Annotated in this window: 20 protein-coding genes and 1 tRNA gene; 12 read left to right on the top strand and 9 right to left on the bottom strand. The window is 49.4% G+C overall.

The features are described from left to right. Positions 1 to 337: 337 nt before the first annotated feature. The 8 genes from OCV81_RS11745 to OCV81_RS11710 all read right to left on the bottom strand — a co-directional run bounded on the left by OCV81_RS11745 (position 338) and on the right by OCV81_RS11710 (position 6,662). Positions 338 to 772, bottom strand: a complete 435-nt coding sequence (locus OCV81_RS11745) for a hypothetical protein (RefSeq protein ID WP_148330166.1) — start codon at positions 770 to 772, stop codon at positions 338 to 340. Positions 773 to 804: 32 nt separating this feature from the next. After that, positions 805 to 1,989, bottom strand: a complete 1,185-nt coding sequence (locus OCV81_RS11740; protein ID WP_148330165.1) for a hypothetical protein — start codon at positions 1,987 to 1,989, stop codon at positions 805 to 807. Between the two features lie 553 nt (positions 1,990 to 2,542). Next, positions 2,543 to 2,627: transfer RNA gene (locus tag OCV81_RS11735), tRNA-Ser, on the bottom strand. 101 nt (positions 2,628 to 2,728) lie between these two features. Beyond that, on the bottom strand, positions 2,729 to 3,184 hold the full coding sequence (locus OCV81_RS11730; protein ID WP_262640339.1) for a hypothetical protein: 456 nt from the start codon (positions 3,182 to 3,184) through the stop codon (positions 2,729 to 2,731). Between the two features lie 10 nt (positions 3,185 to 3,194). Next, positions 3,195 to 3,575 carry a hypothetical protein gene (locus tag OCV81_RS11725; protein WP_148330163.1) on the bottom strand — a complete coding sequence of 127 codons (381 nt, stop codon included), beginning with the start codon at positions 3,573 to 3,575 and terminating at the stop codon, positions 3,195 to 3,197. A 45-nt stretch (positions 3,576 to 3,620) separates the two neighbouring features. Then, on the bottom strand, positions 3,621 to 4,172 hold the full coding sequence (locus OCV81_RS11720; protein WP_148330162.1) for an RNA polymerase sigma factor: 552 nt from the start codon (positions 4,170 to 4,172) through the stop codon (positions 3,621 to 3,623). Positions 4,173 to 4,251: 79 nt separating this feature from the next. Further along, positions 4,252 to 5,166, bottom strand: a complete 915-nt coding sequence (locus OCV81_RS11715) for a ribonuclease Z (RefSeq protein ID WP_148330161.1) — start codon at positions 5,164 to 5,166, stop codon at positions 4,252 to 4,254. A gap of 5 nt (positions 5,167 to 5,171) precedes the next feature. Further along, positions 5,172 to 6,662, bottom strand: coding sequence for a succinate CoA transferase (locus OCV81_RS11710; protein WP_148330160.1), 1,491 nt, complete (start codon positions 6,660 to 6,662; stop codon positions 5,172 to 5,174). 269 nt (positions 6,663 to 6,931) lie between these two features. Here OCV81_RS11710 and OCV81_RS11705 point away from each other — a divergent pair, with 269 nt between their 5' ends. The 12 genes from OCV81_RS11705 (at position 6,932) to OCV81_RS11650 (ending at position 19,482) form a co-directional block, all read left to right on the top strand. Beyond that, entirely contained in the window at positions 6,932 to 8,443 is a 1,512-nt protein-coding gene (locus tag OCV81_RS11705; RefSeq protein ID WP_148330169.1) for a 4Fe-4S binding protein, read from the top strand. Positions 8,444 to 8,477: 34 nt separating this feature from the next. Further along, complete coding sequence (locus OCV81_RS11700) at positions 8,478 to 9,851, top strand: aldo/keto reductase (RefSeq protein ID WP_148330159.1); 1,374 nt, start codon at positions 8,478 to 8,480, stop codon at positions 9,849 to 9,851. A 1-nt stretch (position 9,852) separates the two neighbouring features. Continuing rightward, entirely contained in the window at positions 9,853 to 10,296 is a 444-nt protein-coding gene (locus OCV81_RS11695; RefSeq protein WP_148330158.1) for a DUF1893 domain-containing protein, read from the top strand. Positions 10,297 to 10,311: 15 nt separating this feature from the next. Next, positions 10,312 to 10,812: an ECF transporter S component gene (locus OCV81_RS11690; RefSeq protein ID WP_148330157.1), complete on the top strand. Its 501-nt coding sequence runs from the start codon at positions 10,312 to 10,314 to the stop codon at positions 10,810 to 10,812. A gap of 245 nt (positions 10,813 to 11,057) precedes the next feature. Next, positions 11,058 to 11,819 carry a 3-deoxy-manno-octulosonate cytidylyltransferase gene (gene kdsB / locus OCV81_RS11685; RefSeq protein WP_148330156.1) on the top strand — a complete coding sequence of 254 codons (762 nt, stop codon included), beginning with the start codon at positions 11,058 to 11,060 and terminating at the stop codon, positions 11,817 to 11,819. After that, positions 11,816 to 13,108 (top strand): M16 family metallopeptidase, encoded by a 1,293-nt coding sequence (locus tag OCV81_RS11680; protein WP_262640338.1) that lies wholly within the window; start codon positions 11,816 to 11,818, stop codon positions 13,106 to 13,108. The genes kdsB and OCV81_RS11680 overlap by 4 nt, the downstream gene beginning before the upstream one ends. A gap of 70 nt (positions 13,109 to 13,178) precedes the next feature. After that, positions 13,179 to 14,300: an MORN repeat-containing protein gene (locus OCV81_RS11675; protein WP_148330155.1), complete on the top strand. Its 1,122-nt coding sequence runs from the start codon at positions 13,179 to 13,181 to the stop codon at positions 14,298 to 14,300. Further along, positions 14,300 to 15,082 carry an inositol monophosphatase family protein gene (locus tag OCV81_RS11670; RefSeq protein WP_148330154.1) on the top strand — a complete coding sequence of 261 codons (783 nt, stop codon included), beginning with the start codon at positions 14,300 to 14,302 and terminating at the stop codon, positions 15,080 to 15,082. The genes OCV81_RS11675 and OCV81_RS11670 overlap by 1 nt, the downstream gene beginning before the upstream one ends. Positions 15,083 to 15,154: 72 nt before the next feature. Then, a complete protein-coding gene (locus OCV81_RS11665; protein WP_148330153.1) occupies positions 15,155 to 15,820 on the top strand; it encodes a DUF2461 domain-containing protein in 666 nt (221 codons plus the stop codon). 30 nt (positions 15,821 to 15,850) lie between these two features. Next, on the top strand, positions 15,851 to 16,294 hold the full coding sequence (locus OCV81_RS11660; RefSeq protein WP_148330152.1) for a YhcH/YjgK/YiaL family protein: 444 nt from the start codon (positions 15,851 to 15,853) through the stop codon (positions 16,292 to 16,294). An 18-nt stretch (positions 16,295 to 16,312) separates the two neighbouring features. Continuing rightward, positions 16,313 to 18,325: an alpha amylase C-terminal domain-containing protein gene (locus tag OCV81_RS11655; RefSeq protein ID WP_148330151.1), complete on the top strand. Its 2,013-nt coding sequence runs from the start codon at positions 16,313 to 16,315 to the stop codon at positions 18,323 to 18,325. Between the two features lie 8 nt (positions 18,326 to 18,333). Next, entirely contained in the window at positions 18,334 to 19,482 is a 1,149-nt protein-coding gene (locus OCV81_RS11650) for a DUF6057 family protein (protein ID WP_148330150.1), read from the top strand. Between the two features lie 204 nt (positions 19,483 to 19,686). Here OCV81_RS11650 and OCV81_RS11645 read toward each other — a convergent pair whose 3' ends face one another. Continuing rightward, positions 19,687 to 22,560 (bottom strand): PD-(D/E)XK nuclease family protein, encoded by a 2,874-nt coding sequence (locus tag OCV81_RS11645; RefSeq protein WP_148330149.1) that lies wholly within the window; start codon positions 22,558 to 22,560, stop codon positions 19,687 to 19,689. Positions 22,561 to 22,563 lie beyond the last annotated feature (3 nt).

Below are 22,563 nucleotides of genomic sequence, written 5' to 3'. Positions count from 1 at the left end.
GTGACATTCGATGCACTGTGCCCCCTTTTTACTAACGATGCAGATTATTTTCGCTTCTGTATCATATAGGCGCGTAGTTGCGGATTTGAGGTTGATTATTAGCAGGTACAAATTTATTGCTAATAATATTTTTAACCAATGGCAAAAGTTTTACGCACAAATTTTTATTTTGTTGATTTTTAATATGTTATAATATATGCAAGGATAAGAAGTTTTATGATACTCTATAAAGTTTTACGGAGTACGTCAGAATGGATATTTTGCCTTAGTCATAATAATAACGCCGTCCTTATGATAAAGACGGCGCAACTGTTGTTCTTCATGTTTGCTTTTGAACTTAATTTTCTAATATTTTCAACTGCCGACGGATATAAAGACCAATATTGGTCTCATGCTCGTCTATGCCCAGTTTCTTACGGATTTCATGGCTTATAATGTAGTGACGTTTTAATTGGATATATTCTCCGACTTCCTTACCACGTAACCCGATTGCATACAAACACAGATAATTTATTTCATCAGTGGATAATCCATGTTGTTCGAGATATTCCATAAATTTAGGATGCGATGCAGCAAAAGCAAGACGGGTTGAGTCCATGAATTTCTTTTTATCATTACGGACGGTCTCAATCCACTTATTATATGGCTCTGCATAACTCTCATTATTGCTTATCTCTTTCGCCAATAAGCCGTTGAGCATGTCAAGTCTAATCTTGATGACATCTTGGATTGGCTTCGCCAATTCTGATAGATCTCTTTGCAATTCCTTCAAATTATCACGTTCGCTTTCTAATCGAATAATTTCTAATTTAAGGTTTTCTGTTTCCAGAATTTTCTTGTCACGTTCAAGTTCCGCCTTTTTTTTTCTTTGCGTAGGTTATCTTGTTCCAGCTTAAGGTTCGCATTCTCTTTCTCAGCAAGAATGCGCTTGGTTTTACTGCGGTATGCTTGATAATACAACCAGCCAACAAGTATGGTCAATGCGAATATACCACAAAGCACTGCCCAAATGATTCTGTCCCTGTTCTGAATGTTCCGGATGTTTTCAATTTCAAGCTGATGTTTTTTATCAGAAAACAGCAAATCCTGTGAAAGCAATTTGCTTTGATAACGCTCCAACATAGCAGAGTAATTTCTATACAGATTGAGAGCTTGCTCATACTTCCCTTGTTTCTCCAAAATTTCAATTTTTATAACGGCATATTTAAGTGAATCTAAATCAGATGTACCAGGATTTATTCTTGATAGAAAATTTAGAGCTTTGTCTTGCTCTCCAATTTTTGAATATCCTCGGGCGAAATTCAAAGTTTCATCTTTGGAAAGTTCCAAATCCTGATATTTATCTAAAAAGGATTTGAGTTCATCAGTAGAACTGAATTTTATTGTATAAGTTAGTAAAGAAGTGAAAAGATATACTTCTCCGTCAGGATTCTTTTGCACCAACGGTATGCAAATAGATAGAAGACTGTCTGCTGGGGACTGGTTATTCAACATCACATAGCCATCAAGCGCATTTGTATAACTCTTGATTTCAAAAATGCCTTTGCCTATAGCGCCATATAATCTTGCAGCTTCAATATTATTCTGAACAAACTCGTTTATCTTATACTGTTTGAGATACAAAGTACCTTGTGCTACCAAGGTATGAGCCAGTAGTAACGAATCAGTTACCACTTGTTTCAAATCACGACCATTCAAGAAAGATTGCATGGCTGAATCATCATCGCCCTGATTCTGATATATCCTTCCTTGATAATAATATGTCCGAAGTTTCTCGTCAGGAGAACCTTTTTTGAGATAATAATCAATGGCCGGTTGAAGGACATCGAAAGTCGTTGTGTCAATATAGTTCTTATCCAATGCCATGGATTTAAGTAGTGCATACCTGGCTGCTATCTCTTTACCTTTAATATTTGTGACCGGAATGTTCTCCAATATGGTAAGTGCAGAATCAGGTTTGGTATTCATAAGATTTTCTGCCATATCCATCTGCTCCAATATTGGAGTATTTCTGTTGCAGGAAGCTAATAGCGCAACAATCATCAGCGTAATGATGATATTTTGAAATTTATGTATGCACATTATTCGTTCGATATTAGCTGTTATTTTTTAATCCACAATTAAGTTAGTAGTAATAGGCTACGAATTAATTATCAGCTACATTATTTTCTGTGTGTTGCGTAACCTTTAAACTCTTCGCATGCAAAAGTACGAATTGTTCTGTTTTTGTTTACCTGATTCTTTTCTTTTTTAATTAGCTCCGTTACAGTGGGTGTAATGACTTCCCTCTGCAAAGGAATAATTAATAATTTGGTTACAAGCAGACATTTGAACGTCAATGAGCGACAAATCAAGGACTTACATCGAAAATCGTTACTATTTTTATAGGTTATTTTTTAGTAACGATTTAGTAACGGAACTTTGTCTGAAGTGGGCATTTGAATGTCTTTCGGTTGTCCACCGGATAAATAGAAAAAGTCCCGTAAAACGTTGATTTTACGGGAGTTGTCTTAATTTGACTACCTAATGTCTTAGGTTTCAGCGGAGAGACAGGGATTCGAACCCCGGGTACCTCGCAGTACAACGGTTTTCAAGACCGCCGCAATCGACCACTCTGCCACCTCTCCAAAACTCTTTTTAGGAGTACCTCGTTTTTCGAAGGCGGTGCAAAGGTACGTAAAGAATTTTGTTTTCCAAATTTTTGGGGCGAAAAAATCGGCCTGAACCCTTATTTTCTCTTCTCCTGACCTTTCTGGCCGTGCTTGAAGCCCTTCAGCAGCTCCCGGTGGAAGCGCATTTCAGCCTTTTGCAGCAGATAGATTTTCTTGGCTGGGAGGAACTGTTTGTACTTCCGCACGTATTCCAGCTCCAGCTCATCGGTGGCGATGCGGACCTGAATCACGTCTTCCACAATCTTGCCGTATTCCGTCTCGGTGGTATTGGCATTTTTCCCCTGGCGAAGTTTCTGCCACGCCTCTTTGTTGTACACCTGTTTCTTGTCCTGCAACTCGAAGTAGAGCGGGAAGAATTTCTGTGCCTCTTCGTTGCTCAGTCCCGCCTGCTGGGTGAAAAATTCTTTCTGGCGGTTGCGGAATTCTTCTTTGCTGAGTTTGGCGTTCTGTGCCTGCAAGCCGGTCAGGCAGACCGTCAGCAGGAGCACGAGCGTGTAAATTGTTTTTTTCATTCTCATTCCTTTATTTATAGATTTCCGTATCTGCATCGGTGAGATACTGGTATAGGGTATAATCGTCCATCATGGTCTGGTTGACAATCGGGTCGATGTATTCGTCGGGCACTTCGGTGAAATCCGTCGTTTCCGAGGTGGCGGCAGGCGACTGCGACTGCTTTTCGCCCACGAACATCCGTACGCTGAGCATCAGTCCGCAGAACATGGCGGCCATGTAGACCCACGGCTTGACGCGTGTCCACAGCGTCAGTTTGGGCGCAGGCTGCGCCTCACGTTCCGGAAGCTTCTCCATCAGCTGTTCCGTGAAGCGTTCAAAGTAACCTTCCGGCACCGTGAAAGGATTCTCGGTTCCACATCTCTTCAGTAAGTCAGTTTCTTCCTTTTTCATATTTTTGCCTCCTTTGGAAGTTAGATTCGAATTTGTAAAAAAGGTTTAATCATGTTGATGAAAAAAATCTTCTATTTTTTTCACGGCATGGTGATAGGACGCCTTCAGCGCCCCTACGCTGGTGCCTAGAATCTCCGACATCTCTTCGTATTTCATTTCCTGGAAATATTTCAGGTTGAAGATGATGCGTTGCTTTTCGGGCAGTTGCAGGATGGCCTTCTGGAAGAGCTTCTGCGTTTCGTCGCCGTTGAAGTAAGGGTCACTCTCCAGTTTGTTGGCCAGGGCCGCGTCGGCATCGTCGAGCGACAGGCGGTTTTCGGCCCGCTGCTTGTTCAGGAAGTTCAGACACTCATTGAGGGCGATGCGGTAGAGCCAGGTGGAAATCTTGGCGTCGCCGCGGAAATAGTCCAGGTTGGTCCATGCCTTGATGAACGTATTCTGCAACAGGTCGTTGGCGTTGTCGTGTGAAACCACCATGCGCCGTATCTGCCAGTACAGCTGTTCGCTGTAGGCCTTCACTATCCGTTCGAAGCCTTTTCGTTGCATCGACGGGTCCTGAAGCATCAGTATGGTTTCTTTTTCGTTATAATTGTTCATGGCGTGTGCGGGTTCGTCATTGTCTGGTAAGACAATCTCCCGGGGAATCGGTTTAATGAGGTTAGTTTTCTTTAACGTCTCAGAGCGAGATTTTCAGCCCCTCGTCGGCGGCCAGGGTGTCGGGGAAGACGGCGCGGGCCTCTTCCAGCAAGGTATTCTCGTCTTCGTAGCGCGCAGAGAAATGGCCGATGAGCAGGCGTTTCACTCCAGCTTCCCTGGCAATGCGGGCGGCCTGTGCGGCGGTGGAGTGGAGGGTCTGCTTGGCCCGGACGGACTCGCTTTCTGTGAAGGTGGCTTCATGAAAAAGCAGGTCCACGCCCGCCACCTGTTCTGCCAGACGAGGCAGGTACACCGTGTCCGAACAGTAGGCATACGCCCGCGGCGGGTCGGAAGGAGTGGTGAGCCGGTCGTTGGGAACCACCGTCCCGTCGTCCAGCACATAGTCCTCGCCGTTCTTGATGCGGTTCATCATGTAGATGGGGATGCCGTAGAAATCAATCATGTCGCGCCGGATATGGTTGGGCATCGGTTTCTCGCGGAAGAGGAAGCCGCAGGTAGGCAGGCGATGGCGCAGGGGGATGGTTTCCACGCTGACGGAGCGGTCATCGTAAATCACGGCACGTTCGCCCGGGTTAAAGGGGTGGAACACCACCTGATAGGGCATCCCCTTGCAGAAAAACTCCAGTTGTGGTTCCAGCAGACGCTGCAGGTCGGCATGGGCATGGATGTGGAGGTCGGCCGTGCGTTCCAGCATGCCGAACGTGGAAATCAGTCCCATGAGCCCGAAGCAATGGTCGCCGTGGAGGTGGGAGATGAAGATGTGGTTCAGCCGGCTGAACTTCAGCTTGGCGCGGCGGAGCTGCACCTGTGTGCCTTCGCCGCAGTCAATCATGAACAGTTTCTCGCGGATGTTGAGCACCTGCGAGGTGGCCTGATGGCGGGTAGTGGGCAGGGCCGAACCGCATCCCAGGATGTGTAGGTCAAATTTTTCCATTCTTTTTAGTCAAACTTGGTGTTTCGCATGTCGCCCGTCTCGGCATAGGCCAGGTGCATCTGGAAGGCATGGCGCAGCGACATCGGCGTGTGGCAGGAGTGACCTTCCGAAAGTTTCAGGTAATCCCACAACAGCTGTTTGTAGTCGGGGTGTGCACAGTTTTCAATGATGCAGCGGGCACGTTGCGAGGGCGATTTCCCGCGCAGGTCGGCCACGCCCTGTTCCGTCACGAGGATGCGCACGTCGTGTTCCGTGCTGTCCACGTGCGATACTTGGGGCACGATGGACGAAATCAGTCCGCCTTTGGCCACCGACGGGGTGGTAAAGATAGACAAAAAGGCGTTTCTGGCAAAATCGCCCGAGCCTCCGATGCCGTTCATAATTTGGCTACCCGATACGTGCGTGCTGTTCACGTTGCCGAAGATGTCGGCTTCGAGGGCCGTGTTGATGGCGATGATGCCCAGGCGGCGGATCATCTCCGGGTGGTTGGTGATTTCCTGCGGACGCAGCAGGATGCGGTCGCGGAAGGTGCCGATGTGGTCGTACATCGTGTCCAGATGGTCTTCCGACAGGGTGAGCGAGCTGCCGGTGGCAAACCGGATACGGTCTTTCAGCATCAGGTCGATGACCGAGTTCTGTATCACTTCCGTGAACATGGAGAAGGCGGGGAGGTTCGGGTCGTCGCCCAAGGCACCCAATACGGCGTTGGCGATGTTTCCCACGCCCGACTGCAGGGGCAGGAACTCCTTGGGGATGGAGCCGTTCTTCCATTCGCGCAGCAGGAAGGAGGCCACGTTGTGCCCGATTTGCAGGGTGGCTTCGTTCTGCGGCGTGAAGGCGGCGATGTGGTCGCGGGCATTCGTGCGGACCACTCCCGTAATCTTCTTCGGGTCAATTTTCACGCTGGTGCGTCCGGCCCGGTCGTTCACGTGGTAGAGAGGAATCTCCGTCCGGTAGGGCGGGTTGTCCAGTATATAGATGTCGTGCATGCCGGTGAGCTTGCCCGTATGCGCTTCATTTAGTTCGATGATGACCCGTTCGGCTTGCTGGAGCAGGGTGGGCGAGATACCGACTGAGGTACTCAGGATAATCTCCCCGTCATCAGTGAGGTCGGAAGCTTCCACGATGGCCACATGGATTTTCCCTAGAAAACCGTAGCGCACGTCCTGTCCGATTTGCGAGAGGTGGAGGTCGAAATATTGCACTTCGTGCTGGTTGATGGCCGTGCGCATGTCCTTGTTCGACTGGAAGGGCGTACGGAACGATACGGCATGGGCTTTGACCAGGGCACTGTCTACCTGATTGCCTGTGGCGCCTCCCGTGATGAGGCCGACCTTGAATTCTTTACCTTGAGCATGTTGTGCTTCTGCGTAGGCGGCCAGTGCTTCTGGCACAGCTTTTGGTGTACCTACTGATGAAAATCCGCCGATGCCGACGGTGTCCCCATGATGAATCGTGGCAGCGGCTTCGGCTGCCGTAATAAATGCGTATGTCATGATGTGTTTTTTGGTCTTTTGCTACAAAATAGTCAGACAAAGTTAGAACTTGTAATTCAGATAACCAATCTTTCTGACACTTTTTCCGATTTGGAGTCCAAAAGTTATCTGATTCGCGCAAAATAAACTTATATTTATGCTTTTTCATCAAAAAACGAATCAGAATGATACGTGCAAACGGATTTCCTTTTATTTTTGTGAGGAATTATCACGGAAATGTGATAGAAAAAAGATGAGAGTAACTAACTAAAAATGCTTTTACTGTGAATATGCTGAGAAAAATCAGGCGCACGCTGGGAGTGTTGTGCCTGGTATTCGTGACGCTGTTGTTCGTCGACTTCACGGGCGTGCTGCACGCATGGCTGGGATGGATGGCGAAGATTCAGTTCCTTCCGGCACTTTTTGCCTTGAATGCCGGAGTAATCGTGTGTTTGATTTTGCTCACGCTGATAGCCGGACGCGTGTATTGTTCGGTGATTTGTCCGCTGGGCGTGTTTCAGGATGTGGTGGCCCGTCTGGGCAGAGGCCGCAAGAAAATGCCGTACACGTATTCCAAGCCGAAGAGTTGGCTGCGCTACGGGGTGCTGGTCATCTATGTGCTGGCCGTGCTGCTGGGTGTGCATGCCTTGGTGGCCTTGCTTGATCCGTATGCGGTGTATGGTCGTGCAGCCCACAGTTTCCTGCAACCCTTGTGGATGTGGGGCAACAACCTGCTGGCTTCGCTGGCCGAACGCATGGACAGCTATGCGTTCTATTCGGTGGAGGTCTGGCTCAAGAGTCTGCCTGTATTGATTGTGGCGGCGGTGATGCTGGTGCTGGTCATCGTGCTGGCGGCACGCAACGGCCGTACCTATTGTAATACCATCTGTCCGGCGGGTACCTTGCTGGGATTCTTCTCCCGCTTTGCCTTGTTCCGCATCGCCATCGACAAGGAGAAATGCAACGGCTGTACCCTTTGTGCCCGCAACTGCAAGGCGGCTTGCATCGACGTGAAGAACCACGCGGTGGACGGAAGCCGTTGCGTGGCTTGCATGGACTGTCTGGACAAATGTCATAAAGGTGCCATCGGTTACCGTTTCGCGTATGGAAAGAAGGCGGAAAAGGCTGAGGCTCCGGTGGCCGAAAAACCGGATTCCACTGCCGGACGCCGGGAGTTCCTGGCCGGCTCTTTGTTGCTGGCAGGGTCGGTGCTGAAGGCACAGGTGGCCAAGAAGGCGGAAGCCATCAAGATGGACGGCGGACTGGCCGACATCATCGACAAGAAAGAGCCGGTGCGCCACACGCCGATTGTACCACCGGGAGCACAGGGACTCCGTCACCTGCAGTCGCACTGTACAGCTTGCCAGCTGTGCGTGTCGGCTTGTCCGAACGAGGTGCTGCGGCCCTCCAGTTCCTTGGATTCCTTCATGCAACCCTACATGTCGTACGAACGCGGCTATTGCCGTCCGGAGTGTACACGCTGTTCCGAGGTGTGTCCCGCAGGGGCCATCCTGAAAATCGACAAGGCCGAGAAGTCTTCCATCCAGATTGGCCATGCCGTGTGGGTGAAAGACTTGTGCATCCCGCTCACCGACAAGCAGGAGTGCGGCAACTGTGCCCGCCATTGTCCGGTGAACGCCATTTCGATGGTGCCTTCCGACCCGTCCAACCCCGACTCGCTGAAGATTCCGGCTGTGAACGAAGCCCGTTGTATCGGTTGCGGAGCCTGTGAGAACCTGTGTCCGGCCCGTCCGTTGAGTGCCATCTACGTGGAAGGCCACGAACGTCACCGTACGCTTTAACTGAATTGTCTTACCTTTTATATATGCAAAGAGAATGGACGAGAAAAAACAGATGAATCGAAGAGATTTCCTGAAGATAGTAGGCATCAGTACGGTGGGAGCCACGGCGGCGCTCTCCGGCTGTGCACCCGATAAGAAAGAAACCAGCCAGGGGGTAGGCGAGGTGCCCGTGGGCAAGATGACCTACCGCCAGTTTCCTCCCAACGAGGACAAGGTGTCGCTGCTGGGTTACGGCTGTATGCGCTGGCCCACCCTTCCGGCTCCGGGAGGCGACGGCAACGTCATCGACCAGGAGGAGGTGAACCGGCTGGTGGACTATGCCATCGAGCATGGCGTGAATTATTTCGATACGGCCCCGGTCTATGTGCAGGGCTGGTCGGAGACTTCCACAGGTATTGCCTTGAAACGGCATCCGCGCGAGAAGTTCTTCGTGGCCACCAAGATGTCGAACTTCTCCAATTCCGATTATGATTTCGGGGTGAAGATGTATCACAATTCGATGAAGAAACTGCAGGTGGACTACATCGACTATTACCTGCTTCACATGCTGGGGGCTCCCGGCAAGCGGGGGTTGCAGGGACGTTTCCTGGACAACGGCCTGCTTGACTTTTTGCTCAAGGAGCGCGAGGCCGGACGTATCCGTCATCTGGGCTGGTCGTTTCACGGTACGAAGGAGGAATTCGACCGGGTGCTGGCCATGCACGACCAGGTGCACTGGGATTTCATTCAGATTCAGTTGAACTATTCCGACTGGCTGCATGCCTCGGGCAATAATGTCAACGCCGACTACCTGTATGAGCAGGTGAGCAGCCGGAACATTCCGGTGGTGGTGATGGAACCGTTGCTGGGCGGACGCTTGTCGAATATCCCCGAACACGTGTTTACCCGCCTGAAGGAACGCAACCCTGAAGGCAGTGTGGCTTCGTGGGCTTTCCGTTTTGCCGGTACGCCGGCCAAGGTGCTGACCGTGCTCAGCGGCATGACCTACATGGAACACCTGCAAGACAACATCCGCACCTATTCGCCGCTAGTACCGCTTACCCAGGAGGAAAACCAGTTCCTGCTCGACACGGCGGAACTGATGCTGCAATATCCCACCGTGCCCTGCAACGACTGCAAATACTGTATGCCTTGTCCTTACGGCATCGACATCCCCGGCATCCTGGTACACTACAACAAGTGCGTGAACGAGGGCAACATGCCGAAAGACCTCATGGACGAGAACTACGTGCAAGCCCGTCGGGCCTTCTTGGTGGGCTACGACCGCAGCGTGCCGAAACTCCGTCAGGCCAGCCATTGCATCGGTTGCAACCAGTGCAGCCCGCATTGCCCGCAGTCCATCGACATCCCCAAGGAACTGCACCGCATTGATGCGTATGTGGAGAAACTGAAACAGGAGACGCTGTAATATGGAGGAACTGATACGCTTGCTGAACGAGGGAGGGTATTCCTGCGTGGTGCGCCACGGGGAGGAAACCCGAACCTTTTCCCGCCGGGGAGTAGCCGACCTGTATGACTTATACCGTACCGACCGGGATTTCCTGAAGGGAGCCTGGCTGGCCGACAAGGTTATCGGAAAAGGAGCTGCCGCCCTGATGGTGCTGGGAGGCGTGGCCCGCGTGTGGACCCGTGTCATCAGTACCCCGGCCCTGAGCCTGCTCCGGAACGGGGGTGTGGAAGTGGACTTTGTGGAAGAAGTGCCCTGCATCATCAACCGCACCCGCACGGGGCGTTGTCCGCTGGAGACTCTCTGCGATGTGTCGGACAATCCCACGGGACTTTATCCGGTGATTGAGGGCTTTGTGAATCGCATGCGGGAAGCCGCAGAAAAAGAAAAAACAATTGTAAAATAGAAAAGAAACATACACATGGAAACAACCGTAAAACTTTACACATTGGGCTACAGTCGCGTGAAGACCTACGTCACCGCCCTGCTGTTTGTGGCCGGAAACATCGTCCTGCCCCAGCTTTTTCACCTGGTGCCGCAGGGAGGAGTGACCTGGCTGCCCATTTATTTCTTCACCCTGGTAGGGGCATATAAATATGGCTGGAAGGCCGGACTGTTGACGGCGGTGCTCTCGCCGCTGCTTAACTCGTGGTGGTTCGGTATGCCTGCGCCTGCCGTATTGCCGGCCATCCTGCTGAAATCCGTCCTGCTGGCTGTGGGAGCCGGACTGGTGGCTGCCCGCTTCCGGAAAGTCACCCTGCCGTTGCTGCTGGGCGTGGTGCTGTTCTATCAGATGGCAGGTACGCTGGGCGAGTGGATGCTCTCCGGCAGCCTGTTCACCGCCTTGCAGGATTTCCGTATCGGCATTCCCGGCATGCTGCTGCAAGTGCTGGGAGGCTACTGGGTTATCCGTCGTATTTAAGGAGATAAAAAGGAATAAGAACTCGGGTTTTTAGTCCCATGAAACGAGCGCCTTTACGTTTGGGCTCAAAAAAACTCTGCATTTCAAGGAATGCAAGGGTATTTGAGTCAAACGTAAAGGCGTTTTGTTTAAAATATTAGGTGTTCCAGGGAGGACGTCATGAGGTGTCTTTTTTATTTAAATCGCTTTGTCAATTTACGGAAAATCTTCGTACATTTGCTGCATAAACTCCAAAAACAATAACTATGAAATTTATAGGAATTATTCCTGCTAGATATGCATCTACTCGTTTCCCTGCCAAACCATTGGCTTTATTGGGAGGCAAACCGGTGATACAGAGAGTATATGAACAAGTGGTCGGTGTGTTGGATGAGGCTTATGTAGCTACTGATGATGAACGCATTGAGGCTGCTGTAAAAGCATTTGGTGGTAAGGTGGTCATGACTTCCGTAAACCATAAAAGTGGGACAGACCGTTGTTATGAGGCTTATTGTAAAGTGGGTAGCGGTTACGACGTGATAGTGAATATTCAGGGTGATGAACCCTTTATTCAGCGATCACAGCTGGAGGCTGTAAAGGCTTGCTTTGACGATGAGTCTACTCAGATTGCTACGCTTGTGAAGCCGTTTACGCCGGCTGATGGATTTGAGGCATTGGAAAATGTCAACTCTCCAAAGGTGGTCGTCGATAAAGACATGCACGCACTTTATTTTAGCCGTTCTATTATTCCTTATCAGCGGAACCGCGATACACAGGAATGGCTTTCCGGACACACTTACTACAAGCATATCGGACTGTATGCTTATCGTGCTTCAGTGTTGGAAGAAATTACTTCACTTCCACAATCTTCATTGGAATTGGCCGAATCGCTGGAACAACTACGTTGGTTGGAAAACGGCTACTCGATAAAGGTGGGTATCAGCGAGGTGGAAACGATTGGTATTGATACACCGCAGGATTTGGCACGTGCTGAAGAGTTCTTGCGCAAGCATCAGGAGGCATTATGATGCAGCTGGACCGTAGTGTGGCACCGGCCATTCGTCAGCTGGAGCATTTTTCTATTTTACAGCCGGAATTGCATCGCATGCGCAACGGAATGCCGTTGTATGTACTTTCGGCAGGAAATGAAGATGTCATTCGTTTTGATTTACTGGTCCGAAGCGGGCAACTTGATCAGTCGCAGCCGCTTCAGGCCGTATTTGCCAATCGTATGTTGCGTGAAGGAACAGTCCGGATGACATCGGGAGAAATAGCCGAGCGGCTGGACTATTATGGAGCTTGGTTGGAGCTTTCTTCCTCTGTAAACTGTGGTTTTGTCACGTTGTATACTTTGACGAAGTATCTTGACCAGACTATGGAAATTGTAGCCAGTATGGTGAAAGAAGCCGTTTTCCCGGAGAAAGAGTTCCGGATTATCTGTGACATAAACCGGCAGCAATTTTTGGTGAACAACCAGCGGGTGGATGTGTTGGCTCGCAAACAGTTGAATCGTTCGTTGTTTGGGACGTTGCATCCGCTAGGACGTTATGCAGAATTGGAAGACTATGAGCGAATTCAGGTGGAGGCTTTGAAGGATTTTTACCATCGTAATTATCATTCAGGCAATTGTTCGATGTACGTGTCGGGTAAGGTAACACCTGAAGTGGTTCGTTGCATTGAACGCCATTGGGGAGAAACTGCTTGGGGAAATTGTAGAGCTGAAAAGATGCAACGCACGTGGGAGATTACGAAAGATGTCCGCAAGCGGGTTTATGTGGAAAAAGAAGATGCATTGCAAAGTTCACTGCGCATGGGGGGATTTTCACTCGACCGAAAACATCCTGATTATTTGAAGTTGCGAGTGCTGGTTACGTTGTTCGGAGGTTATTTCGGCAGCCGACTGATGTCGAATATTCGTGAGGAGAAAGGATATACTTATGGCATTGCAGCGGGGCTGGTATCCTATCCGGGGACTAGCTTGTTGGTGATAAGTACGGAAACCGCCAACGAATACATTGAATCAGTCGTGAAGGAAGTGTATCATGAAATGGACCGTTTGCAGCAGGAAAAAGTGCCTGTAGCGGAACTGGAAATGGTACGCAATTACATGCTGGGGGATATGTGCCGTTCATACGAAGGTGCTTTTTCGTTGTCGGATGCCTGGATTTTCATTGAAACTGCTGGATTGAAGCCTGACTTTTTTGATGCTTCACTGGCAGCTATCCGGGAGGTGACGTCGGATGAACTGCTTTCGTTGGCACAGCAATATTTCTGCAAAGAAAACTTAATAGAGGTGGTGGCAGGTAAAAAAGTATAAACCTGTCGGCCTGGTCAAAAGTAAAAAGATTATTTTTGGGCGACATTTAAAAACAGACCAATACGTAATAATGAACAAACATACACTATTTTTATTTACCCTGCTGACATTCGGCACGGTTTCGGCCTCGGCCCAGCTTTCTTTGGGATATTATAAGTTTAAAGATGGAGCAGAATATACCGGAGAGTTGAAGGGGCGTCGTCCGAATGGAAAAGGAAAGACCGTGTTTCAGAATGGCGATGTGTACGAAGGGGAATATGTAAAAGGAAAACGTCAGGGAGAGGGTACTTATACCTTTAGTGACGGTGAAAAATACGTGGGACAATGGTATGAAGACCAGCAACACGGAAAAGGAACATATTATTTTATGAATAATAACCGTTATGAAGGAATGTGGTATGCCGATTTTCAGGAAGGAGAGGGAACCATGACCTACTATAACGGAGATTTGTATACGGGAACCTGGCACCATGATAAACGTAACGGACAAGGCACCTATACCTGGAAAGGAGGCGCGGTTTATACGGGTGAATGGAAAAACGACCTGAAGAACGGAAAGGGAACCATGGTGTGGGAGGACAAGTCGAAATATGAAGGTGAATGGAAGGACGGCATGCGTCATGGAAAAGGAACCTTTTATTATACCAATGGTGACAAGTATGTAGGAGACTGGAAAGACGATGTGCAGGATGGAAAAGGAATTTATTATTTTCAGAACGGCGAGCGTTATGAAGGGGACTATGTGAACGGTGAACGTACGGGAAAAGGTATTTATACCTATCCGAATGGCGACAAGTATGTAGGTCATTTCTTGAATGGCTGGCAGGAAGGACAGGGCATTTTTACATGGGCTAATGGAGCCGTGTACGATGGCCAATGGGCGAAAAACCAGCGTTCGGGTTTCGGAAAGTATAAATGGGCCAATGGAGATGAGTATGAAGGACAGTGGAAAAACAATATGGCCGAAGGAGAAGGTACGCTCCGTATGAACGATGGTTCGGTCTATACAGGGGGCTTTGTCCGTGGTAAAGAAGATGGAAAGGGAGTGCTGATTGATAAAGAAGGTGTTCGTTTTGAGGGATTCTTCAAGCAAGGCAAGAAGGACGGTCCTTTCATTGAGACAGATACAAACGGGAATGTGATCCGTAAGGGTACATTCAGATACGGACGTTTATTGGAGGAGAAAAAATAATCATGGACTTATCCGAATTGACTTTGAAAGTGCGTGAACTGGCCGTGAAAACCGGAGCTTTTATCCGTGAAGAGCGGAAGAAATTCAGTCGGGAGCGGATTGAGAAGAAACACGCACACGATTATGTATCGTATGTAGATAAAGAATCAGAACGAAGAATAGTGGCCTGCCTGCGGGAATTGCTTCCCGAGGCAGGTTTTATTGCAGAAGAAGGTAGCGGAAGTCACTCTGACGAGGAATATTGCTGGCTGGTAGATCCGCTGGATGGAACGACGAATTTCATTCATAACCATGCGCCTTATTGTATCAGTATTGCTTTGCGCAACCGCGAAGAAATCTTGCTGGGCGTGGTGTATGAAATCTGTCGTGATGAGTGTTTCTGGACTTACAAAGGAGCGCCTTCTTTCTGCAACGACCGGCATATACGGGTGTCGGGGGTAGATTCGCCCGACGATGCATTCCTGGCTCTCGGGTTACCCTATGACGCTGAATCCTATAAGCCTGTATTCAATCGCTTGTTCGCAGGCTGTTACGGTAATGTGGCTGGTATCCGAGTGGTAGGGGCGGCAGCTGCAGAAATGTGTTACGTGGCCGACGGTCGTTTTGAGGCCCGTGCAGAGGCTTTTACTTGCCCGTGGGATGTGGCAGCCGGTATCTTGCTCGTTCAGAATGCAGGAGGTAGGGTAACCGATTTTTCAGGGGGAGATTCTTTCTATTCGGGCCGGGAAGTAATCGCTTCGAATGGAAAGGTACACGATTTTATGCTGAATTTGTTGAGGTAGTGCAAAAAAACACCTTTTTGTGAGACAGATAAGATTTTTTTTGTAAGTTTGTGTAACTCAAAAGAAAAAGAGATGGATATATCGAATATATTGGACTTCCTGAAAGTGCTGGCGGCAAACAACAACCGGGAGTGGTTTCAGGAACATAAGGCGGAGTATTTGAGTGTGCAGGCTGATTTTGAGGAACTGCTGGGCATAGTTATCGCCCGTATCTCCTTGTTCGATGAGAGTGTGGCGCATGTGCTTCCGCAGGATTGCACGTATCGTATCTATCGGGATGTCCGTTTCTCTTCGGACAAGTCTCCCTACAAGACCCACATCGGGGGCTATATCAATGCAAGGGGGAAAAAATCCAACCATTGTGGCTATTATTTGCATCTGGAGCCGGGCAATTGTATGTTGGCCGGAGGAAGCTGGTGCATGCCTGCCGATATGTTGCGGGCAGTACGGCAGTCGGTGTGTGACCGCATCGATGAGTTCCGGACCATTGTAGAGGATCCGGCTTTCCACCAATATTTCCCGGTGATAGGAGAGACGCATTTGAAAACGGTACCGAAAGGATTCCCGAAAGACTTCCCTTATCCGCAGTATATCCGTTGCAAGGATTTTACGGTGGCTTGCCCGCTGGAGGATGAGTTTTTTACCCGTCCGGATTTTCTGGACCGGATGACAGATATCTTCCGGCAACTGAAGCGCTTTGCTGATTTTACGAATGAAACGATAGATGAGTTTGAATAAAAATTATTAACTACTTAAACGTGAAAAGATATGGTAATTGACAAATTGGAAAACCTGGAAAAATATGTTTCACTGAATCCTCTGTTTGCAGAGGCAGTGGCTTTTCTGAAAGCAACTGACCTGCATGCACATGAGGCGGGGAAAGTGGTACTGAAAGAAGGTGAACTGATGGTGAATTTTGCAGATGCTCGTCCGAAGACGAAAGCGGAAGCACGCCTCGAAACGCACAATGATTTCATTGACATCCAGATTCCGCTGTCGGGTGTGGAAGTCATGGGGTATATGCCACGCACGGATTTGCCTGAGGCTGCTTACAATGCAGAAAAGGACATTACCTTCTATGAAGGGCTGGCCACTGATTACCTGACCGTAAAGCCGGGGATGTTTGCTATTTTCTTTCCGGAGGACGCACATGCGCCGGGTGTGACTCCCGATGGAGTGAGAAAAGTGATTGTAAAAGTACGTGTCAAATAATTTCTAATAACTAATACTATGGACAAGGTATTGAATATCATAAAGAATGATCCATGGCTGGAACCTTATGCCAATGCGATTAATGGCCGTCATCAGCATGCAATAGAGAAAGAAAAAGAACTGGTGGGCAAAAAGACATTGTCGGATTTTGCAACCGGACATATGTATTTCGGTTTGCATCGTACCGAAAAAGGATGGACGTTTCGTGAATGGGCACCTAATGCGACGGAAATCTATCTGGTAGGTGACTTCAATGGTTGGCAGGAGAAACCGTCTTTCCGCTTGAAACGGGTGCGCAAGACAGGTAATTGGGAAATCAATCTTCCTGAAAAAGCCCTGAAGCATGGCGACCTGTACAAACTGAAAGTGTATTGGGAAGGTGGATGCGGTGAACGTATTCCGGCGTGGGCTACTCGCGTGGTGCAGGATGAGCAGACCAAGATTTTCAGTGCACAGGTATGGAATCCGGAGAAACCGTATAAGTTCAAAAAGAAGAGCTTTACGCCGAATGTGTCTCCTCTGATGATTTACGAGTGTCATATCGGTATGGCGCAAGATGCGGAAAAGGTGGGTACGTACAACGAGTTCCGTGAGAACGTGCTTCCGCGTATCGCGAAAGACGGATACAACTGTATTCAGATTATGGCCATTCAGGAGCATCCTTACTATGGCAGTTTCGGATATCATGTATCCAGTTTCTTTGCACCTTCTTCCCGTTTCGGTACACCGGAAGAATTGAAACAGCTCATTGATACGGCACATCAGATGAACATTGCCGTCATCATGGATATCGTACATTCACATGCCGTAAAGAACGAGGTGGAAGGATTGGGTAACTTTGCCGGTGATCCTTATCAATATTTCTATCCGGGCGACCGTCGGGAACATCCGGCATGGGATTCGCTTTGCTTCGATTATGGAAAGAACGAGGTGGTTCATTTCTTGCTGTCCAACTGCAAATACTGGCTGGAGGAATTCCATTTCGACGGATTCCGTTTCGATGGAGTTACCTCAATGTTGTATTACAGCCACGGACTGGGAGAGGCTTTCTGCAATTACGGCGACTATTTCAACGGGCATCAGGATGACAATGCCATCTGTTACCTGACACTGGCCAACCGTCTGATTCATGAGGTGAACCCGAAGGCCATCACCATTGCCGAGGAAGTTTCGGGCATGCCGGGACTGGCGGCACCTTTCGAGGACGGGGGATATGGTTTTGACTACCGTATGGCGATGAACATTCCGGACTACTGGATAAAGATTATCAAGGAACGCAAGGATGAGGACTGGAAACCTTCAAGTCTGTTCTGGGAAGTGACCAATCGTCGTAAGGATGAAAAGACGATTTCCTATTGTGAGAGTCACGACCAGGCGTTGGTGGGCGACAAGACCATCATCTTCCGTTTGATTGATGCCGACATGTACTGGCACTTCAAGATTGGCGATGAAAACGGCGTAGTGGAACGAGGCATTGCCTTGCACAAGATGATTCGTCTGCTGACCGCCTCTACCATCAACGGAGGTTACTTGAACTTCATGGGAAATGAGTTCGGGCATCCGGAATGGATTGACTTCCCGCGCGAAGGCAACGGATGGTCGTACAAGTATGCTCGTCGTCAGTGGCATTTGGTAGACGATCCGACATTGTGCTATCATTATCTGGGTGATTTTGATGAATGCATGGTCAAGCTGATGCGTAGTGTGAAGAACATACAGAAGTCGGATGTCATCGAGGTTTGGCATAACGATGGCGACCAGATTTTGGCATTCCGTCGGAAAGATTTGGTATTTGTGTTCAATTTCAACCCGACTCGTTCATTTACAGACTATGGATTCCTTGTACCAAGAGGGGCATACGATGTAGTGCTGAACACGGACAGCAAGCAGTTTGGTGGCTTCGGCTTCTCAGACGACAGCCTCCGTCACTTCACTTGTGCCGACCCGCTTTATGCAAAGGATAAGAAGGAATGGCTGAAGCTGTATGTGCCTGCCCGTTCTGCAGTTGTATTGAAACGAGTGAAAGATTAATTTTTTGTATGACTGAATACATCAATGTACTTTATAAGAAGACTGCACGCATCATGATTGCTGTATGCGGTCTTCTTTTTTCTCTATTTAGCTTTGTCTATCTCTACGTGTTCCAGCGCGATGTGCTGGAAGCACTTCATTTTTCGCTGGCGCACGGCAAGACGGTATTTGCTCCGCTGGCCAGTGCCATCGTCATTACCCTCATCCTGTTGTTGCTGCGGTGGGGGGTGAACAGCCTGCTGGGGCTGAAAGGAAAGGTGCGTGCTTTGGCGTATGTGCCTTCATTTTTGGTGCTCTGTGCACTGACCGATGTCGGACGCGGGGTTTATATGTCTAGCTATCATACGCCGTGGACGTGGTTGCTGCCCTTGCTGGTGTTGCTGTTTGTCGGTCTCGGCTATTGGTTGCGCGGCCTCTTCCGGGTGCAGCTGAATCAGGAAGGAAGTATCTGGGGACTGGTCAACAGTAATCTGACCATTCTGTTGGGCTTGTGTGTGCTGACGGTGTGTGTAGGCAATACCAACCGAGGCTATCACCACGAGCTGGAGGCTGAACACTATCTGCGCGCCCAGGAATATGACAAGGTGCTGCAAGTCGGAAAACATTCGTTGGAGGCCAGTCGTACGCTGACGGTTTTTCGGGCGGTGGCGTTGTCGCATCTGGGGCAGATGGGAGACAAGCTGTTTGCCTATCCTCAGTATTACCGCTCCGACGGGTTGTTTTTTGACGCGGATTCATTGCATACGTTGCGTTATACAAACGATTCTATTTATTACCTCCTGGGGGCTCGTCCGTATGCAGGAGAAGACCGCCTGGTGTTTTTGCGGAACATCTGCTACAAGGGTACTGGAAAGTATACATCCTTGGATTATTATCTTTCGGCTTTGTTGCTGGAAAAGCAACTGGATCGCTTCATGCAGGCGGTTCCGGATTTTTATTTGCCAGAGGATACTTTGCCACGTTATTATCGCGAAGCGGTTGTACTGTATCATGCACAACGGAATGACTCTGTTTCTGTATCCGACAGTCTGATGTTAAAGCGTTTTGACGCATATCGTCAGTTGCAGCGGCAGGCGGCTTCTCCACTGGAAGAACGCAACCGTATGCGACGGGAATTTGGTGATACCTACTGGTGGTATTATGATTATCAGGAGTAATAAACTGTATAAAAAAGTAAGAGAGACTGCCGGGGAATGCAGTCTCTCTTAATTTAAGAACAAACGCTTTTGTCCTACAGCTGATATTTTCACAAATACCATTACTGTTCTTATCTATTACTATGAAAAACATCTTTATAACATGTTCAACAGAAGAATTGTTCTAGAAAAGATTTATATTTAACATTTGTTTTCTTTTTTGCCCTATCTTTTACACATTCCCTTAAAATCACAATAGGTACACTGGTCTTCGTCTTCTGTTTGATTGAAGTTCAGTGCGGGATTGAAAAGTTCTTCCAGAAGGGTTTTCAGCCGCTCTCTGAACTCTTTTTCCAGAAGGGAAAAGTCTTCTATTGGAGTAATTTTATTATATGATTCCTTGAGTTGGATAACCGGTGAATAATCTTCTGCCGCAGCCCGGTGAATATAAAGCAGGGAAGGAGCTACTTTCCGATCGTCATTCCGTTCCCGCAGTTTTTTGCATACGATGGCTGCATACAGGAAGGTTTGGAATATATAGTTGGAACGTTTGGGCCCCGGAGTGAACAAGGATTCCACGTTGGGTGGAGTATCGGCTTTTCCACCTGTCTTGTAATCCACGATGCGGAGCACATTGTCCTTGCTGTCCATTCGGTCGATGATGCCGCCCATGCGCGAACGAATCACCCCTTTGAGCGTTTGTATCTCGATGTCCTCCATGACGGGCTGTTCGGAGCCCACGAAGGTGAAAGGAGCATGACGCAGGTCATTGCGCAGCAGTTGTTGGACGTAACGCAGGATGACGGCCGAGTTGATGAGCTGGATACCGTTGTATTCCGGACGTTCGTCGGCTGGGAGGTGGAAGAACAAATCCTTGAACCCGTTGTCCACGTAGTTTTGCAGCTTTACTTCCTCTTTGAGCAGGGTTTCCAAAGCCTCTTTATTGATGACTTTTCCATGCACCGTGAGATCCTTGTAGATATGCTCGGCTGCATAGTGGAAGATACTTCCGAATTTGGCTGAATCGATTTCCGCACTCACCTCGTCGGGCGCTACAAGACCTGCCACGTATTTATAATAAAATTTCAGTGGACAGTCGAGGTAGCAGTTTAAGGCAGATGGGGAGAATATGGCTTTCTGATTTACTCGCACGTCGAACACACTCTGCATTCGTTTTAGGATGTCGGCTGATTTGGGGATGCAGATAGGAGAGGATACGACCGGCGACTGTTCGGCTTCCAGCTGTTTCCGTTGTATCGGATAGCCCCACTCAATCAGCAGCTGGAGCATGAAACGCGACATCTCGCCCCGGTTCATGCCGTCGCTCACCGTATTGTACACCAAGGTCGCTTTTTCCGCCCGTTGCAGCAGACGGTAGAAGTAATAGGCATAGACGGCAATCTTGTGGTCGATGGTGGTCATACCGAATGCCTTGCGCAGGTTGTAGGGGATGAACGAAGAATCGCCGCCCGCCTTGGGCAACTGTCCTTCGTTGACCGACAGCAGGATGACGTGGCAGAAATCCAGGTTACGGGTTTCCAATACCCCCATCACTTGCATGCCGATGGCCGGCTCGCCGTGGAACGGAATGCTGGCAGTCGACATGACCCGCACAAGCAGTCGGTGGAAGGTGGCAGGCTGCACATCCAAATCCTTGCTTTCGAGCAACGCATGGAAGCGGTTGACCATGGTGAAGCTTTTGAACAAGGCTTCTCGGTAGAGCTGGTCAAGGGCGTCGCTGGTGGAGGCCGCCTGCTTGCGGTACAGCTGTGCCACCTGCTTCAGGATGTCGGCCAGCCGTTTGCACAGTTCCTCGTTGTGGGTGCAAGGTTTGAACAGCAGTGACAGGGCCTCATCCCGTTCCAGTTCCGACGGCAGCGGATAGAAGCGGTTCTTCTCCGTCAGTTCCTTTTCCAGCGGGGTGGCCGCTTCCGAAAGCAGTTGTGTGTACGGATGCTTCAGCACACTGATGACCTCGGCAAACTGGTAGCGTCCGCTGCGGGAATTATAGCCTGAGATGTGCAGTTCCAGCAGCGTTTTCACGAAACTGTAGGCCGGAGTTTGCGAAAGCGGGAAACCCATGGTGATGTTGATGTGGCGCACGTTCTCCGGTAGTGAATGTAATACGGGCTGCAGCATGGCCTCGTTGCAGAGCACCACCGCTGTTTCTTTTTCGTTCTCCGTCAGGTTTTCCCGAATCCATTGCGGCAGGTAGCGCGCCTGCCCGTTTTCCGTAGGCGATTCGATGAAGGTTATCTCTTTCGGGTGATTCAGGTGGTCGAACAGGGCCGGCGGCAGTTCCGACGGGAAATTCTTCAGGTTACGGCGGATGAACTCGCCCGCCTCGTGCGGATGCTTGTCCAGGTAGAAGGTGTCGTAATCCCAGTAGAACAGGGCTTTCCCGGCTGCGTGAAGCTTGCTGAACAGAGTTTGTTCCACCTTGTTCAGCACGTTGAATCCCACGAACACATAGGTGTCGTAGGGGAACTTCTGTACGTCCATCATTTCCGTCACCTCGCGGTAGAGCATTCCTTCGTAGGCGATGCCTTGCTCGCGGAGTCGTTCCTTGTATTGCGTATAGATGTCGCCCAGTACGTCCCACAGCGAGATGAAACGCCGCTTCAGTTCCGTGACCTGCTCGATGGAGAAGTTGCGGAAAAACTGGCTCAATGCCTCTTTCTGTCCTTCCTCCAGGAAGTCATATTCAGCCGTCAGCTTGTTCAAGTCTTTCAGGTTGCTGAAGAGGGCCTTCGTGTCCACCAGATTCTTGTCGGCATCATCGAAGTCGCTGATGAGCATCTCGCCCCAGAAATAGAAATCATCGAGGCTTTCCTTGCTTCCCGTCACTTCCCGGAACACCTTGTAGAGGTCGCACACCAGTTTGATGGAGTCGCCCGTAACCCATTGCGACGACTGGCGGAACAGCTCACTGATGCTCACGTAGGCCGGCGACCAGACCGGACGGTCGGATTCCTGCGCCAGGTATTCGTTGAAAAAGAGGCTGGCACGTTTGTTCGGGAACACCACGGCCACCTTGGTAAAGTCTCCGTGCAGCTTCCGGTACAAATCAGCGGCCACCTGCTTCAAAAAAGTTTCCATATA

Source organism: Phocaeicola fibrisolvens (assembly GCF_025567125.1).
In the GTDB taxonomy this organism is placed as follows: domain Bacteria; phylum Bacteroidota; class Bacteroidia; order Bacteroidales; family Bacteroidaceae; genus Phocaeicola; species Phocaeicola fibrisolvens.
The sequence above is the reverse complement of the archived record's forward strand: the minus strand, read 5'-3'. Positions and strand labels throughout refer to the sequence as shown.